Origin of the sequence: Streptomyces sp. NPDC005820 (assembly GCF_040630255.1) — a bacterium.
Lineage (GTDB): Bacteria > Actinomycetota > Actinomycetes > Streptomycetales > Streptomycetaceae > Streptomyces.
Map to the genome: position 1 here is coordinate 50,688 of NZ_JBEXXE010000026.1, position 15,419 is coordinate 66,106.

At 72.4% G+C, this 15,419-nt stretch carries 19 protein-coding genes and 1 tRNA gene; 7 read left to right on the top strand and 13 right to left on the bottom strand.

Annotation, left to right across the window (positions count from 1 at the left end):
- Positions 1–355: 355 nt before the first annotated feature.
- The 3 genes from ABZ464_RS29635 to ABZ464_RS29645 all read right to left on the bottom strand — a co-directional run bounded on the left by ABZ464_RS29635 (position 356) and on the right by ABZ464_RS29645 (position 1,872).
- Entirely contained in the window at positions 356–1,189 is an 834-nt protein-coding gene (locus ABZ464_RS29635; RefSeq protein ID WP_359281580.1) for an RNA polymerase sigma factor SigF, read from the bottom strand.
- Positions 1,190–1,368: 179 nt separating this feature from the next.
- Positions 1,369–1,662, bottom strand: a complete 294-nt coding sequence (locus ABZ464_RS29640) for a Dabb family protein (RefSeq protein WP_359281582.1) — start codon at positions 1,660–1,662, stop codon at positions 1,369–1,371.
- Between the two features lie 33 nt (positions 1,663–1,695).
- On the bottom strand, positions 1,696–1,872 hold the full coding sequence (locus ABZ464_RS29645) for a hypothetical protein (protein ID WP_099054080.1): 177 nt from the start codon (positions 1,870–1,872) through the stop codon (positions 1,696–1,698).
- A 200-nt stretch (positions 1,873–2,072) separates the two neighbouring features.
- Here ABZ464_RS29645 and ABZ464_RS29650 point away from each other — a divergent pair, with 200 nt between their 5' ends.
- Positions 2,073–2,327, top strand: coding sequence for a hypothetical protein (locus ABZ464_RS29650; RefSeq protein WP_359281585.1), 255 nt, complete (start codon positions 2,073–2,075; stop codon positions 2,325–2,327).
- Here ABZ464_RS29650 and ABZ464_RS29655 read toward each other — a convergent pair.
- The 4 genes from ABZ464_RS29655 to ABZ464_RS29670 form a co-directional block, all read right to left on the bottom strand.
- Positions 2,322–2,406, bottom strand: a tRNA-Ser gene (locus ABZ464_RS29655). The genes ABZ464_RS29650 and ABZ464_RS29655 overlap by 6 nt on opposite strands.
- Before the next feature lie 69 nt (positions 2,407–2,475).
- Positions 2,476–2,907, bottom strand: coding sequence for a tRNA adenosine(34) deaminase TadA (tadA, locus tag ABZ464_RS29660; protein ID WP_359281588.1), 432 nt, complete (start codon positions 2,905–2,907; stop codon positions 2,476–2,478).
- Positions 2,908–2,957: 50 nt separating this feature from the next.
- Positions 2,958–3,491, bottom strand: a complete 534-nt coding sequence (locus tag ABZ464_RS29665) for a hypothetical protein (RefSeq protein WP_359281751.1) — start codon at positions 3,489–3,491, stop codon at positions 2,958–2,960.
- Positions 3,492–3,825: 334 nt separating this feature from the next.
- The gene (locus ABZ464_RS29670; protein WP_359281591.1) at positions 3,826–4,032 is read right to left on the bottom strand and encodes a hypothetical protein; all 207 of its coding nucleotides are present in this window, start codon (positions 4,030–4,032) and stop codon (positions 3,826–3,828) included.
- A 131-nt stretch (positions 4,033–4,163) separates the two neighbouring features.
- Here ABZ464_RS29670 and upp point away from each other — a divergent pair, with 131 nt between their 5' ends.
- The gene (upp, locus tag ABZ464_RS29675; protein ID WP_359281592.1) at positions 4,164–4,799 is read left to right on the top strand and encodes a uracil phosphoribosyltransferase; all 636 of its coding nucleotides are present in this window, start codon (positions 4,164–4,166) and stop codon (positions 4,797–4,799) included.
- Positions 4,800–4,930: 131 nt separating this feature from the next.
- On the opposite strand, the gene ABZ464_RS29680 is transcribed toward upp, so the two are convergent.
- The 6 genes from ABZ464_RS29680 to ABZ464_RS29705 form a co-directional block, all read right to left on the bottom strand.
- A complete protein-coding gene (locus ABZ464_RS29680; RefSeq protein ID WP_359281595.1) occupies positions 4,931–5,581 on the bottom strand; it encodes a LytR C-terminal domain-containing protein in 651 nt (216 codons plus the stop codon).
- A 134-nt stretch (positions 5,582–5,715) separates the two neighbouring features.
- Complete coding sequence (locus ABZ464_RS29685; RefSeq protein ID WP_004943146.1) at positions 5,716–6,012, bottom strand: type II toxin-antitoxin system VapB family antitoxin; 297 nt, start codon at positions 6,010–6,012, stop codon at positions 5,716–5,718.
- A 513-nt stretch (positions 6,013–6,525) separates the two neighbouring features.
- Positions 6,526–6,654: a hypothetical protein gene (locus ABZ464_RS29690; RefSeq protein ID WP_359281597.1), complete on the bottom strand. Its 129-nt coding sequence runs from the start codon at positions 6,652–6,654 to the stop codon at positions 6,526–6,528.
- A 46-nt stretch (positions 6,655–6,700) separates the two neighbouring features.
- On the bottom strand, positions 6,701–7,021 hold the full coding sequence (locus ABZ464_RS29695; RefSeq protein ID WP_359281599.1) for a hypothetical protein: 321 nt from the start codon (positions 7,019–7,021) through the stop codon (positions 6,701–6,703).
- A 106-nt stretch (positions 7,022–7,127) separates the two neighbouring features.
- A complete protein-coding gene (locus ABZ464_RS29700) occupies positions 7,128–7,721 on the bottom strand; it encodes an HhH-GPD-type base excision DNA repair protein (protein WP_359281601.1) in 594 nt (197 codons plus the stop codon).
- A 499-nt stretch (positions 7,722–8,220) separates the two neighbouring features.
- On the bottom strand, positions 8,221–8,931 hold the full coding sequence (locus ABZ464_RS29705) for a siderophore-interacting protein (protein ID WP_359281604.1): 711 nt from the start codon (positions 8,929–8,931) through the stop codon (positions 8,221–8,223).
- Positions 8,932–9,029: 98 nt separating this feature from the next.
- Here ABZ464_RS29705 and ABZ464_RS29710 point away from each other — a divergent pair, with 98 nt between their 5' ends.
- The 5 genes from ABZ464_RS29710 (at position 9,030) to ABZ464_RS29730 (ending at position 15,260) form a co-directional block, all read left to right on the top strand.
- The gene (locus tag ABZ464_RS29710) at positions 9,030–11,132 is read left to right on the top strand and encodes a penicillin acylase family protein (RefSeq protein ID WP_359281606.1); all 2,103 of its coding nucleotides are present in this window, start codon (positions 9,030–9,032) and stop codon (positions 11,130–11,132) included.
- 100 nt (positions 11,133–11,232) lie between these two features.
- Positions 11,233–11,865, top strand: coding sequence for a GNAT family N-acetyltransferase (locus tag ABZ464_RS29715; RefSeq protein ID WP_359281753.1), 633 nt, complete (start codon positions 11,233–11,235; stop codon positions 11,863–11,865).
- A 21-nt stretch (positions 11,866–11,886) separates the two neighbouring features.
- Positions 11,887–12,354: a cupin domain-containing protein gene (locus tag ABZ464_RS29720; RefSeq protein WP_359281756.1), complete on the top strand. Its 468-nt coding sequence runs from the start codon at positions 11,887–11,889 to the stop codon at positions 12,352–12,354.
- A complete protein-coding gene (locus ABZ464_RS29725) occupies positions 12,351–13,163 on the top strand; it encodes an SDR family oxidoreductase (protein ID WP_359281609.1) in 813 nt (270 codons plus the stop codon). The genes ABZ464_RS29720 and ABZ464_RS29725 overlap by 4 nt, the downstream gene beginning before the upstream one ends.
- 159 nt (positions 13,164–13,322) lie before the next feature.
- Positions 13,323–15,260, top strand: coding sequence for a copper resistance protein CopC (locus ABZ464_RS29730; RefSeq protein WP_359281610.1), 1,938 nt, complete (start codon positions 13,323–13,325; stop codon positions 15,258–15,260).
- Positions 15,261–15,419 lie beyond the last annotated feature (159 nt).

The following is a 15,419-nucleotide window of genomic DNA, read 5'->3' on the forward strand; positions in this document are numbered from 1 at the left end:
TCGCGGGACGGTCGCGGCGTTCGTTCTCCGCCAGTGGAGAACGTCAGCCTTCACCTGAATACCGGAGCCGAAGCCCTGGCAAACGCGCTTCCAGGAGAATGTCACATGTCGGCAACACGCTGTAGTGACATGTCGACATCACAGTGACGAATCAGCCCTGGAAACAGGGGGTGTGACGGTATTTCAGCGCAGTTATGTCGGGAAGTTCCCCAGTGGGGGATTCGCTCTCACCGGTGACTTCTCGCTCTTGCTTGCGATCCCCCATCGGATGACGTAACCAGAGCCGTGCGCCCTATGCGTGCGCCCCACCTGTGCGCCTGTGCATACGGCCGTGCTCCCGCGTCCCCGTGTTTCGTCAGGCCTCGATGCGATTCGCGGAACGCAGTCGCTGGAAGCTACGCGCGAGTAGCCGGGAAACGTGCATCTGTGAGACGCCGAGTTCCGCGCTGATCTGAGACTGCGTGAGATTGCTGTAATAGCGCAGCAGAAGGATTCTCTGTTCGCGTTCCGGGAGCTGGACGAGGAGATGGCGGACGAGGTCGCGGTGTTCGACGCCGTCCAGGGCCGGGTCCTCGTAGCCCAGGCGGTCCAGCAGGCCCGGCAGCCCGTCGCCCTCCTGCGCGGCCTCCAGGGAGGTCGCGTGGTACGAGCGCCCCGCCTCGATGCAGGACAGGACCTCGTCCTCGCCGATGCGCAGCCGCTCGGCGATCTCGGCGGTGGTCGGGGTGCGGCCGAAGGCGGTGGTCAGGTCCTCGGTCGCGCTGTTCACCTGCACCCACAGCTCGTGCAGCCGGCGCGGTACGTGGACCGTGCGGACGTTGTCCCGGAAGTAGCGCTTGATCTCGCCGACGACGGTCGGCATCGCGAAGGTCGGGAACTGCACGCCCCGGTCCGGGTCGAAGCGGTCGATGGCGTTGATCAGCCCGATGGTGCCGACCTGGACGACGTCCTCCATCGGCTCGTTGCGGGAGCGGAAGCGGGCGGCCGCGTAGCGCACGAGCGGGAGGTTCGCCTCGATGAGCGCCCCGCGGACCCGGTTGTGCTCCGGGCTGCCCGGCTGGAGCTCCTTGAGCTCGGCGAAGAGCACCTGGGTGAGCGCCCGGGTGTCGGCGCCCCGGCGCCGCTCGGGGCCCGGGGCCGGTGCCTCTTCCTGAGGCGGCGCAGTACTGGCCGACACGGTCAACGCCACCTCTTAGTCAGGTCAACAACATCGGTCAACTCATCCGTCAAAAGCGGTCATAGCATCACAAGACATGTGCACTGTGTGCAAGCACCCCATAACACCGTGTTGAGGGAGAAGTTGGGGCATAGGACACGCGAGAGCCCCCCGCCGTCCGGCGGGGGGCTCTCCTGTCCGGGGGGCGCGGCTCAGAACTCGTAGTCGGCGACCACCCAGGTGGCGAACTCCCGCCACAGGGCGACGCCCGCCTGGTGCGCCGGGTGCTCGAGGTACCGCTTCAGGGCGTCCGCGTCCTCGACCGCCGAGTTGATCGCGAAGTCGTAGGCGATGGGCCGCTCGCTGATGTTCCAGCCCAGCTCCCAGAAGGCCAGCTCCCCGATCTGCCCGCCGAGCGCCCGGAAGGCCGCCTCACCCGCGACGACACGGGGGTCGTCGCGCTCGACGCCCTCGTTCAGCTTGAACAGGACCAGGTGGCGGATCATGGGCACTCCCGATGCGTGCTGCTGGGCTCGCCGTCAGTGGGCCCCGTTGGCGAGCCAGGTGAAGAAGTCGCCGATGGCCTTGGCGGCGTCCGATATGCCCTCGAAGCCTATCTGGACGTAGTCCGCCGCTCGGGACGGGTCCGTGATGATCACGTACAGCGCGAAGACCACGAGTATGTAGACGGCGATCTTCTTGGCGTTCACCGCCACCTGGCCTCCCCTGTCGTGGCCGCTGAGGCCCCTGTTGACGGCGGCGAGTGTAACCGTAAGTGCGATTTACGCACCGCTTTTGAGCGGGTGCGGCGTGCTCGTGATTTTTTTTCGCGCATCCGTGAACCGATCGGCAGGCCTCGTCCGATGAGGGGGTGAAACGCAGAACCGGGCCACTGCCCCAGTAAGGGAGACGACACATGCTGCACCTGATGGACCTGCCGACCCTCGTCCTGATCGTCCTGGTCGCCGCCATCACGCTGTGGGCGCTGATCGACTGCATCCGCACCCCCGGTGAGCGCGTGCGGTTCCTGCCCAAGCTGCTGTGGCTGCTGATCCTGCTCCACGGCTCGGTCTGCGCCGCCCTGCTCTGGACCTACTTCGGCAAGAAGCCGATAGCCGACACGGCGAAGGGCCCGGTCCAGCGGACCGAGCCCTTCGCTCAAGCGCGGTAGCGGAGGGATTTGAACCCTCGGTGACTTGCGCCACACTCGCTTTCGAGGCGAGCTCCTTCGGCCGCTCGGACACGCTACCGAGGGAGACCTTACAGCACGCCGGGGCGTGGTTTGAAATCGGTATTCGAGGAGGTCGTCAGCGATGTAGTCAGCGGGTGCGGAAGAACTCCGTGAGGAGTCCCGCGCACTCGTCGGCGAGGACGCCCTCGACCACCTCGGGCCGGTGGTTGAGCCGCCGGTCGCGGACGACGTCCCACAGGGAGCCGACCGCGCCCGCCTTGTCGTCGCGGGCGCCGTAGACGACCCGGTCCACCCGGGACTGCACGATCGCGCCCGCGCACATCGTGCACGGCTCCAGCGTGACGACGAGCGTGCAGCCGGTCAGCCGCCACTCGCCGAGCCGCGCGGCCGCCCGCCGGACGGCGAGGACCTCCGCGTGGGCCGTGGGGTCGCCGCCGGCCTCGCGTTCGTTGTGGCCGGCCGCGAGGACCGTCGTGCCGTCAGGGGCCAGCAGCACGGCGCCGACCGGGACGTCCCCGCCCCGGACGGCCAGCCGGGCCTCGTCCAGGGCGAGCCGCATGGCGGCCCGCCAGGGATCGCGTACCGGGTCCGGCGGCGCCTCGGCTGCGGTCAGCGGACGGTCTCCAGGACCTCCGAGGCGCCCAGGGCGTCGGCGATCTCGCTGAGGGCGTCCTCGGACAGCGACTTCAGCTCCTTCTCGCTGACGCCGAGGTCGTCGAGGATCGCGGCGTCGCCGACCGGGCCGTGCGGCACGGCCTCGCCGGAACCGGTGGCGCCGTCGGCGCCACCGGCATCGTCCTCGTCCTCTCCGTCCTCAGTGCCGTCGAGGTCGAGGGAGTCCAGGTCGTCGTCGTCTCCCGGCTCCCTTCCGAGCAGTTCGTCGGTGAGCAGCAGCTCGCCGTACGAGCTGCGGGCGGCGGCAGCGGCGTCGGAGACGTAGATGCGAGGGTCTTCCTCGCCATCGATGCGGACGACACCGAACCACGAGTCCTCCTGCTCGATGAGCACGAGCACCGTGTCCTCGTCGGGAGTGGCTTCCCGGGCCAGGTCGGCCAGATCCGACAGGGTCTCCACATCGTCGATCTCTGTGTCGCTCGCTTCCCACCCGTCTTCGGTGCGCGCGAGCAGTGCGGCGAAGTACACCGTGACTCTCCCACTGGTCATAGGCGTGCCGGTTGGGGGTCCCCCCGGCGGAGGTTACGGGCGGAGAGAGCTGTGCTCCGAGCCCCACCCACTCGGAATCGTGGCAGAAACAAGGCGTTCAGGGGACGTCTTCGGCTCCCTGTGTCCGGTGGTTTTGCTCGCACGTCCGTGACTACGTCCGCAGGCAACTCACCAGCACACTCGTTGCGGCCACTGCGGATCGTACGCGGCTTTCCCGTGCGCCCACGCACGCCCACCCCCCGGCGCCACCCGTGACGGTGGCGATCTTCCCCGAACGTCCCAAGTGCCGTATGCGCAGGACGGGATCGTTCGGCTACCAGCGGAATGTGCGCATGCGCATCGCATGACGCAGACGGGCGGTCCTGGCGCGTCGGGGCTGGACCCGGTCGCGTAGTTCACGGGCCTCCGCGAGCTCGCGCAGGAAGCGGTCGCGGCGCCGACGGCGCTCGGCTTCGGTCTCCCGCGGCGCGCCCGAGAGCTCGGTCGGCTCCGGCGCGTCGCGCTTCGGCAGGTCAGGCACAGGCTTCACCACCCCGGGTCCGTTCCCACCACTTTCCCCCGCTCGGGCGGTTTGATGCCCGGCGAACGGCCCAAGCCGGCTCAGCGAGTGCGGGGGCGCCGGGCGGGTCGCGCCCGGTTACTGTTGTGGACATGCGTCTCCACGTCGTCGACCACCCCCTGGTCGCCCACAAGCTCACCACGCTGCGCGACCGCCGCACGGACTCCGCGACCTTCCGCCGCCTGGCCGACGAACTGGTCACCCTGCTCGCCTACGAGGCCACGCGTGACGTGCGCACCGAGCAGGTCGACATCGTCACGCCGGTCGCCGAGACCACCGGGGTGAAGCTCTCCCACCCGCGTCCGCTGGTCGTCCCGATCCTGCGCGCGGGCCTCGGCATGCTGGACGGCATGGTCCGCCTGCTGCCGACCGCCGAGGTGGGCTTCCTGGGCATGATCCGCAACGAGAAGACGCTGGAGGCGTCCACGTACGCCACGCGCATGCCGGAGGACCTCTCCGGCCGCCAGGTGTACGTCCTCGACCCGATGCTGGCCACCGGCGGCACCCTGGTCGCGGCGATCCGCGAGCTGATCAAGCGCGGCGCCGACGATGTGACCGCGGTGGTGCTGCTGGCCGCGCCCGAGGGCGTCGAGCTCATGGAGCGCGAACTCGCCGGCACCCCGGTGACGGTCGTGACCGCGGCCGTCGACGACCACCTCAACAACCACGGCTACATCGTCCCGGGCCTGGGCGACGCGGGCGACCGCCTCTACGGCGCGGCGGAGTAGGAGGGCCGCTGTGGAGCCCGGGCCGTGGGCCCGGCTCCACAAGGGGCGCGGGGCTGTAGCGACATGCGGCTCCGCCGCGTGGGCGCCACCGGCCACAACCGGCCCGCACTCCTACAAACGGCCCCGAAGCGCTAGCAGGCCTTCTTCGTGGTCGCCGTCGGCTGTGGCGACACCAGCGCGTTCAACGCCTTCGCCGCCTCGGCCTCGCTGCTGAGTGCCTGGAACCCGTTGCCGATGATCAGATCGACCTCGGCCCCCTTGCGCCCCGCGTCGGCCCGCCGCTCGGCGCCGCCGACCTGCGTGGACAGCACCGACAGCGAGGTGTTGAGCGAGGCGGTCGGCCCGAGCAGCAGTGCCGCGCCGGTGACCTTCTTGTCGTACTCCTTGGGCGCGTTGCCCACCTCGCCGATCTTGAAGCCGCGCTTCTCCAGCTGATCGGCGGTGGTCTTGGCGAGCCCGCCGCGGGTGGTGGCGTTGAGGACGTTCACCGTGATCTGCGCGGGCCTGGGCAGCGCGGCCGGGGAGGCGGAGGCCGAGGGGCTCGCCTTGGCCGACTTCACCGCGCAGGACGCCTTGGAACCGGCAGCGGAGGCCGTCCCTCCGCCCCCGGTGAAGACGTCGATGAGCTGCAGCGTGCCCCAGCCGGCCACGCCGAGCGCGGCACCGCAGGCGACGACCACGACGACGAGCCTGCCGCGCCGTCGTCGACGGCGCATGCGGGGGTACTTGTCCCCCGTGATCCGGTACTTGCCGCCCATGCCGGGGGGAGTCAGCATGCTCATGGGCGCAGCGTAGTGCGCCCGGGCGGCCGTGACTAATAAACGATCATCCGACATCGCCCGGGGGCGGGGTAAAGAACCCGAAAGGGCCAACCCCGCTCACGCCGGAGCGCGGCGGGAACGGCCTGAGCGGTGCCTCAGTCCAGCTCGAGGACACGCGCGTGCAGCACCTGACGCTGCTGGAGCGCCGCCCGCACCGCGCGGTGCAGCCCGTCCTCCAGGTAGAGGTCGCCCTGCCACTTCACGACATGCGCGAAGAGGTCGCCGTAGAAGGTCGAGTCCTCGGCGAGCAGGGTCTCCAGGTCGAGCTGCTGCTTGGTGGTCACCAGCTGATCGAGGCGGACCGGGCGCGGCGCGACGTCCGCCCACTGCCGGGTGCTTTCCCGGCCGTGGTCGGGGTACGGCCTGCCGTTTCCGATGCGCTTGAAGATCACACGGAAAGCCTACCGGCCCAGACCTTCCGGGCGCAGCCATGGCGGCCGAGTGCGACGTCGGAAAAGCCATGATGAACAGGGGCAAAACGGGAGGGAGAGGTCTGCCGGTGCGAGGCGCCGACGGGATCGCGGCCGGGTCCGCGTCACCGAGACGCTCCAGCTGATCGCGGAGCAGCTCTCGGTGCGGGTACGTCGAGTGACCGGGTGTGGGGGTGGGCGGGTGAAGTCGGCGAGAAAGGGACGGCGGGCGGGCCGTGGCCTGGGCCGTGATTCGCTCGAAAGGGGGCGGCGTGTTCTTCGTCACGCAGCTCCCGAAGGGTCCTCGAGGCCGCCGTGAAGACCTTCGGCCGGGAGGGGCGAACGATATGCACAGGCTGTGGACAGAGAATCGGCGTTCGAGGAACGGGCGGCCGGCCCGGGACACCCGCGAGATCACCCGTTCCCCTCACCCGTTCCCTCTTCGGTACGGCCCGGCGGAGGCGGTGGCTCACCGGCCCCGCCTCCGCGGACCGGTCAGCGGTCCTGTTGCGCCACGGGCGGCCGCTCCTGCTCGGCCTTCTTCACCTGCGGTTTCGGTGCGGTGCTGCGGGCGGCCTCCGCGCGCAGCAGGGCGCGCAGGACGGCGTAGGGGTCGGTGGGCATGGCTGTGCTCCTTGCGTCGTGCTGACGGACCTGGTGGGGGCGTCGGTCAGCAGCGCAGGACCACGGTGCGCAGGGTGTGCGGGGCGTACGGCGTCCCGGGCGGGGCGGGCCGCGGTCGCGGGGCCGGTGCGCCCGGCGCCGGGGCCGGCCGGGGTGCGGGGCACAGGGGTGCGGCGGCGCGCCGGGCGCAGGGGGAGGGGCGGACGGCGGTGTCCACGGCGTCGTACTCGACGGTCTCGCCGGCGACGACGGGCGCGGCGGAGACCTCGGCGGGTGCGCCCGGGACAAGCAGGATGAGCAGGGCGAGCAGCGGCACGAGCACGCGCAGCCAGGTGCGGCTGCGGGGGAGGTGCGCTGCGGTGCTCATGGAGGGTCATCTGCCCGCGACACGCCCGTGGTTCAGCACGGCGGAGGCGAGATGCACCCGTTCGGCGGACGGCGCCTTTCCGGCTCCGCGCGCCCCCCGGACGCCCCTACTTCTTGGCGGTCTTCGCCGCCTTGGCCGCCGCCTTCATCTCCTGCTTGTGCGCCCGCACCTTCGTCAGCGATTCCGGGCCGGTGATGTCGGCGACGGACCGGAAGGACTTCGGCTCGCCGTACGAGCCCGCGGCCTCCTGCCAGCCGTCGGGCCGGACGCCGAGCTGTTTGCCGAGCAGGGCCAGGAAGATCTGGGCCTTCTGCTTGCCGAAACCGGGCAGCTCCTCCAGCCGTTTCAGCAGTTCCTTGCCGGTGCGGGCGTCCTTCCAGAGGGCCTCGGGGTCACCGTCGTAGTGCTCGACGAGGTACTGGCACAGCTGCTGGATGCGCTTGGCCATGGAGCCCGGGTAGCGGTGCACGGCCGGCTTGTCGGAGAGCAGCGCGGCGAAGGCCTCCGGATCCTGGGCGGCGATGTCGTGCGCGTCCAGGTCGTCGGCGCCGAGGCGGTCGGCGATCGTACGGGGGCCCTTGAACGCCCACTCCATCGGGACCTGCTGGTCCAGCAGCATCCCGACCAGCGCGGCCAACGGGGAACGGCCGAGCAGCTCGTCGGCCTCGGGGTCCTGGGCGAGGTGAAGGGTGACGTCCATGCGTCGATGATCCCTTGCCGCCCCCGGCCCCGCGCGCCGGTCCCCCGGCATCCGCCTTGCTCGCCCCGGGCCGCCGCCGCTGCCCCGGGTGTCTGCCTTGCTTGCCCCGGGCCGCCGTCGCTGCCCCGGGCATCAGCCTCGCTCGCCCCGCGCCGCCGTCGCTGCCCCGGGTGTCCGCCTTGCTTGCCCCGGGCCGCCGTCGCTGCCCCGGGTGTCCGCCTTGCTTGCCCCGGGCCGCCGCCGCTGCCCCCGGTGTCCGCCTCGTTTGCCCCGGGCTGCCGCCGCCCCGGTGTCCGCCCTCGCTTGCCCCGGGCCGCCGCCGCTGCTGCCCCGGTTGTCCGCCCTTGCCCGCCTCGCGCCGCCGCCGACGCCCCGGCATCCGCCCTCGCTCGCCCCGCGCCGACGCCCCGGCATCCGCCTCGCTTGCCCCGGGCCGTCGCTGCCCCGGGTGTCCGCCCTCGCTCGCCCCGCGCCGCCCATACCCCCGCACCCACCCCCCTCAGTCCGCGCGCCAGTACCCCAGTGCGTGCAGTCGGTCCTTGGGGACGCCGAGTTCCTTGCGGGCGTATGTCGCGAGTGTGCGGGTGGTGCGGGTGTCGCAGGTTATCCAGACGTACGGGTGTTCGGTGGTCGTGAGCAGTGCGGGCAGCTCGGCGCGGACCCGCTCGATCAGCTCCGCGCGCGGGACGTGCCGCAGCTCGTGCCGGGTGGGGTCGGTGCGGAAGGGGAGGCCGTCCGGCGCGCCCTCGAACCAGACGGTCGCCGGGGCCGGGCCCAGCGCGTCCAGCAGGGAGTTGATCGCGGGCAGGGAGGCCGGATCGCCGATCGCGAGGACATGGCCCGGCGCGGGGGCGGGCGGTGCGAAGGCGGTGCCCTGGACGGTCGCCTCGACGGTGTCGCCGGGCCGCGCCGCCCGCGCCCAGTCGCTCGCCGCGCCCTCGTGCAGGGCGAACTCCAGCGAGAAGGCGCCGGCCGCCGGATCGGGGTCGACCAGGGTGTACGCCCGCTGGTGCGGCCGGCCCGCGTTGTCGAACCACAGCCGTACCCACATCGTCGGGTGGACCCCGGTCGCGGCGAGCAGCCCGCCGTCGCTGAGGTGCACCCGACGGAAGCGCGGAGTGACGTCCTGCGCGCCGGTCACGGTCAGCGTGAAGTCCTTCGCCCGCATCAGCCGGAGGACCGCGCCCTCCCAGCCCCGCCCCTGCGCCATGGCCCCTTCACCCCTCGCGTACGATTCCTGCACCGATTGATTAGGTAAGGCTAACCTAAAGCCAAATCCCTGTCACAGAAGGGCCACAGGGTGACGACGTGACGACCGAGATCCACAGAGACGCGTGGGGCGTCCCGCATCTGCGCGCGGCCGACGCCCGCGCACTCGCCCGCGCCCAGGGCCTGGTCACGGCCCGCGACCGCGCCTGGCAGCTGGAGGTCGAACGGCACCGCGCCCAGGGCACCTCCGCCTCCTTCCTCGGCCCGGAGGCCGTCGCCTGGGACGTCCTCGCCCGCCGGGCCCGCCTCGCCGACACCGCCCGCCGCTGTCACGCCCGGCTGGAGCGCGAGGACCCGGAGACCGCCGCGTGGGTACGGGCGTACGTCGACGGCGTCAACGAAGGGCTCCACGTCACCCCCGAGTTCACCCGGGTCGGGCTCGCTCCCGGCCGCTGGGAGCCCTGGACCCCGCTCGCGGTCTGGCTCTCCGTCCACCTCCTGTTCGCCGGGTTCCCCGCCAAGCTGTGGCGCGAGGAGGCCGTACGGCACCTCGGCCCCGACGCGGTCGGCCTGTTCGCCACCGACGGCCCCGGCACCTCCGGCAGCAACGGCTGGCTGGTGAGCGGCGCCCGGACCGTCACCGGGCAGGCGGTCATCGCCGGCGATCCGCACCGGTTCATCGAGGACCCCGGCGTCTACCAGCAGATCCGGCTCGCCTGCCCGGAGTTCGACGTCGTCGGGCTCGCCGTGCCCGGCGTCCCCGGCATCGCCCACTTCGGGCACACCGGCACGGTCGCCTGGGCCATCACCAACGCCATGGCCGATTACCAGGACCTCTACCGCGAACGTCTGCGCCGCACCGGCGCCGGCGTCGAGGCCCTCGGCCCGGACGGCGTCTGGCGCCGCGCCGCCCGGCACACCGAGACCGTCGAGGTGGCCGGGGAGGAGCCGGTCGAGGTGGAGGTGATCGAGACCGACCGGGGGCCGGTGATCGCCGGGGGGCCGGAAGGGCTGGAGAGCGGGGTGACGGATCCCCCGCAGGAAGCGTTTCCGTCCTGCGACCCGACCGTCCCCTTGGCCCTCGCCCTCCGCTACCCGCCCCGTGTCACCGAGGACCTCGGCTTCGGCGCCCTGCTCCCCCTCCTGCGGGCCCGCCGCGTCGCCGACGTGGACGCCGCCCTCGACCTCTGGGCCGAGCCGGTCAACGTCGTCCAGGCCGCCGACACCGAGGGCGGTCTGCTGCACCGGGTCGCGGGCCGGGTGCCCGTGCGCGCCGAGGCCAACGGCATCCGGCTGGTGCCCGCCTGGGAGCCCGGCCACGAGTGGACCGGCTGGCACGAGACGCCCCGCGCCGGCCTCACCGACGGCGTCGCGGTCATGGCCAACCAGCGCGGCCCGGCCGCTCCCCTGGGCGTCGAGTTCGCCCCGCCGCACCGCGCCGACCGCATCCGCGCCCTGCTGGACGGGAAGGACACCTGGTCCGCCACCGACATGCCCGCGATCCACACGGACACCCACCTCGCCTCCGCCGGACCGCTCCTCGACCACCTCGCCGCCCTCGACGGTCTCACCGGCCCCGCCGCCGAACTGCGCGCCCGCCTCCTGCGCTGGAACCGCCGCATGGACGCCGACAGCGAGGACGCGGCCCGGTACGCGGCCCTGCGCGGTGCCGTGGTCCGCCGCCTCGCCGCCCACCCGGCCTTCGCCGCCCTCACCGCCCCGCCCGCCTACCCCGAGGTGCTCCTCCCCTGGCTGGCCCTGCTGCCCCGGATCGGCTTCGCCCTCGAACACCTCCTGCGCGCCGAGGAGCTGTACGGCGTCGACCGGCCCCGGCTGGTCCGCGAGGCCGTCGAGGAGATCGCCGTACAGCCGCCCGCCCGCTGGGGCGACACCCACCGCCTCGCCCCCTGGCGGGCCCTGCCCGACCCGTCGTACGAGGCACCGGAGCTCTCGGGCGACCACGACTGCGTGCTGTGCACCACGGCCGTGCCCGGCTGGACCGACCTCGCGGCGCGCGGCCCGGCGGCCCGTTACGTCTGGGACCTGGCCCGCCGCGAGGACAGCCTCTGGGTGGTCCCCCTCGGCGCGTCCGGCCACCCCGACAGCCCCCACCACCACGACCAGCTGCCCCTGTGGCTCAAGGGCGAGCTGGCCCCGGTCGTCACCGACTGGGCACAGCTGACGAAGGAGAGCGATGGCTGAGAAGACCGCTGAGAAGGCGGCTGAGGCGATGGCTGAGGCGGCGGCTGAGGCGATGGCTGAGGCGGCGGCTGAGGCGATGCCTGCGTCGGCGGCTGAGGCGATGCCTGAGGCGATGCCTGCGTCGGCGGCTGAGAAATACGTCCACACGGAGTACGCCGACGGCTTCGGCGCCGTCGGCATCCGCCCCCTCGACGCCGAGGGCGACGCGGACGTCGTGCACGGCTGGGTGCGCGAGGAACGGGCCGGGTTCTGGGGCATGAACGGTCTGACCCGGGACCAGGTCGCCGAGATCTACGCCCACATGGCCGGCCTCGACACCCACCACGCCTTCCTCGCCGAACTGGACGGCACCCCGGTCGGCCTGCTCCAGACGTACGAGCCCGCCGAGGACCGGGTCGGCGAGGTCTACGAGGTGGAGCCCGGCGACATCGGCGTCCATGTGCTGCTCGCGCCCGCCGGTGCGCGGGGGGCGCGTCCCGGCTGGTCGGCGGCGCTGCTGCGGGCCTTCGCCGCGTACGTCCTGCTCGGCCTCGACCGGCGGCGGGTCGTGGTGGACCCGGACGTCCGCAACGAGAAGGCCGTCACCCGCTTCCTGCGCCAGGGCTTCGAGGCCGGACCGCAGGTCACCCTGCCCGAGATCGACCTGCCGGACGTGTACCTGCCGGAGAAGAAGGCCCAACTGGCGTTCCTGCGCCGCGAGGTGCTGTTCCCGCAGCCCTCGCCCTTCTCGTAGCCTTCCGGGGTGAGAGTCCCGCTGACCCCGGAAGATCTCGTCGCGCACTACCGACTGGAGCCGATACCCCGCGAGGGCGGCCTGTTCCGCCGTACCTGGGCGGGACCCGAGGCGTCCGACGGACGCCCGGCCGGTTCCGCGATCGTCGCGCTGCTCACCGCGGGCGACTTCTCGGCCCTGCACCGCCTGCCCACCGACGAGGTCTGGCACCACTACCTCGGCGACCCGCTGGAGCTGCTGCTCCTCGCCCCCGACGGCAGCTCCCGCACGGCCGTGCTCGGCCCGGACGTGCTCGGCGGACAGCATCTGCAGCTCACGGTCCCCGCCCGCACCTGGATGGGGGCGCGGACCGGGGGCGCGTGGACCTTCTTCGGCTGCACCATGGCCCCCGGCTTCACCTACGAGGACTACGAGCACGGGGACGCGACCACCCTGACGGCGCGTCATCCGGACCGGGCCGCGCTGATCGCGGGACTGTGCCGGCCATGACGTTGCTGACGGGCCGGGTGGCCCTGATCACGGGTGCGGGCGGCGGGATCGGACGCGGCATCGCGCGCCGGTTCGCGCAGGAAGGCGCCGCGGTGGCCCTGCACTGCCGTACGAGCACGGGGGCGGCCCGTGCGCTCGCCGAGGAGATCGCCGAGGAGATCGCCAAAGAGATCGCCGAGGAGACCGAGCAGATCGGCGGAGCGACCGGCGAGCGGGTCGTCGTCCTGCCGGGTGCCGATCTCACCGTCGAGGACGAGTGCCGCGCGCTGGTGGCGCGGGCCGCCGAGTGGGGCGGCGGCCGGCTCGACGCGCTGGTGAACAACGCGGGCGTACAGCCGGTGCGGGCGCTGCCCGGGATGCCGGTGGCGGACTGGCGGGCGGTCGTCGACACCAATCTGACCAGCGTGTTCGCCGTCACGCAGGCGGCGGCCGAGGTCATGCGGGAGCGGGGCGGCGGCAGCGTCACGCACATCGCCTCGGTGGAGGCCCGGATGCCCGCCGAGGGCCACGCCCACTACGCCGCCGCCAAGGCCGCCGTCGTGATGCACGCGCGCGCCGCGGCGCTGGAGTACGGCCCCCACGGCATCCGCGTCAACACGGTCTCGCCCGGACTGATCGACCGTGAGGGCCTCGCCGAGGCCTGGCCGGAGGGGGTGCGGCGGTGGCGGGACGCGGTCGCGGTCGGCCGGCTGGGCCGCCCGGAGGACGTCGGCGACGCCTGTGTTTTCCTGGCCTCACGGCTGGCGTCCTGGATCACCGGCCATGACCTGGTGGTGGACGGCGGGGTGTCGGCCCGGCCGACCTGGTAGAGGGCCGAGTGGGTGAGAAGGATGCCGTGTCCATCCGTATGTATCCCCGAGCACACGAGACTCGAGTCCCGGGCAATCCGGGTGGTTCGGAGCGGTGACGTGAGCGAAGGGCGCGATGGCGGACGACACGGCAGTGGACGAAGGAGACTTCAAGGGCTGGTGCTGCTGGGCACCGTGCTGGTCCTGCTCCTCCTCGGCGGCGGACCGGCCTCGGCGCATGCGGCCCTCCGCTCCACCGACCCCGTCGACGGAAGCGTCGTCAAGAACAGTCCCCGGAGCATCACCCTCACCTTCACCGAGTCGGTAGGCCTCCTCGACGACTCCTTCCGCCTCCTCGACCCCGAGAACCAGCGGGTGAAGCTGGGCGAGGCGGGGCATGTGACGGGCCGTTCGGACAGCGTGCGGGTGAAGCTGCCGAAGAAGCTCGGCACCGGCACCTTCACGGTGGCCTGGCGGGTGGTCTCGGCCGACAGCCACCCGGTGTCGGGCGCCTTCACCTTCTCCGTGGGCAAGGCCTCCCCGACCCTGGCCGTCCTGCCGTCCGACGCCACCGAGGACCCGGCGACCGACGGCCTCTACAACATCGGCCGCTACCTCGCGTACATCGCCGCGGCCCTCCTCGTCGGTACGGCGGCCTTCGTCGCCGTGTGCCGCCCGCCGGACACCCGCCCGCTGCGCCGGCCGCTGCTGATCGGCGGCTGGACGCTGGCCGGTTCGACGGTGTTCCTGTTCTTCCTCCGCGCCCCCTACGAGGCCGGCACCGGCCCGGCGGGCGCGCTCGACCCCTCCGGGCTGCTCCGCACCGTGGAGGGCCGCCCCGGGCTCGCCCTGCTGGCGCGCCTGCTGCTGCTCGCGGCGGCGGTGGCCCTGCTCCTACGACAGCGCGGCCGCCCCGAGCCGTCGAAGGCGGCCCTCGTACTGGGCGCCGTCCTCGCGGTGGGCCTCGCACTGACCTGGGCGGGCGCCGAACACGCCTCGGCCGGCATCCAGGTCCCGCTGGCGATGACCTCCTCGGTACTGCACCTGCTCGCCATGGCGGTCTGGCTGGGCGGCCTGGTCGCCCTGCTCACCCTGCTGCCCCGCGCCTCCGTCCCCTCCCGCGTGGTCACCCGTTTCTCCCGGCTGGCCGGGATCTCGGTCACGGTCCTCGTGGTGACGGGCGTCTACCAGTCCTGGCGGGGCCTCGGCTCGGTCTCGGCGCTGACGGACACGACGTACGGCAGGGTCCTCCTCGCCAAGCTGGCGGCGGTGACGGTGCTGCTGGCGGCCGGGGCGTGGTCACGGGCGACGGTGACGAGACAGACGAAGGTCACGACGGAGAGGACGCGGCCGCAGAAGGAACGGACCGAACAGACGGTGGGGACGGAGGAGGCGGTGGAGGAGACGGCGGTGTCGACGGAGAGCCAGGTCGTGAAGGCCAAGGTTCTGGAGAAGGCCACCGTGGGCGGAACGTCGGCGCGGGAGTCCGCCGAGCAGCCGACGCGGGATTCTGGCGAGCAGGCGGCGCCGGATTCCGCCGAGCAGCCCGTGATGGAGTCCCCGGAGCATTCCGTGCCGCAGCCGAAGCGACCGGCGTCCGCCGAACCCCGTCTCACCCCGGCGGAGTCCGCCCACAGCCGCGCACTGCGGCGGTCGGTCCTCCTGGAGGTCGCCGTCTCCGTCGTCGTACTCGTCCTGACGACGATCCTGACGGGCACCCTGCCGGGCCGGGCGGCGGCCGAGGCGGCGACGACCCAGCAGTCCGCCGGACTGCCGGTCGCCTCCGTGACGATCGTCCCCTTCGACCTCGGCAAGCCCGGACTGCGCGGCAAGGTGCAGGTCACCCTCGATCCCGGCACGGTCGGCGACAACACCCTCCAGGCCGTCGTCTACGGCCCCGACGGCGGTTTCGTCACCGTCCCCGAGCTGCGGATCTCCTTCACCCTCCCCAGCCAGGACGTCGGCCCGCTCGACGCCAAGCTGGTCGACAAGGGCGGCTACTGGGCCTCCGACAAGGTCAGTCTGCCCATCGAGGGCATCTGGGAGATGAAGACGACGATCCGGGCGACGGACATCGACCAGGTGAGCGTGACGAAGGACGTACAGATCGTCCGCTGACGAGACAAGACAGACCCAGACAAGACAGGGCAGACAAGATAGACCCAGACAAGACACGGCACGACGGACCGAAGGGCCGCGCACGTCATTGTGCGCGGCCCTTCGGCGTCCACTGGCCTTCGCGGGCTACGGCTGGCCTTCGCGGGTTACGGCGTGATC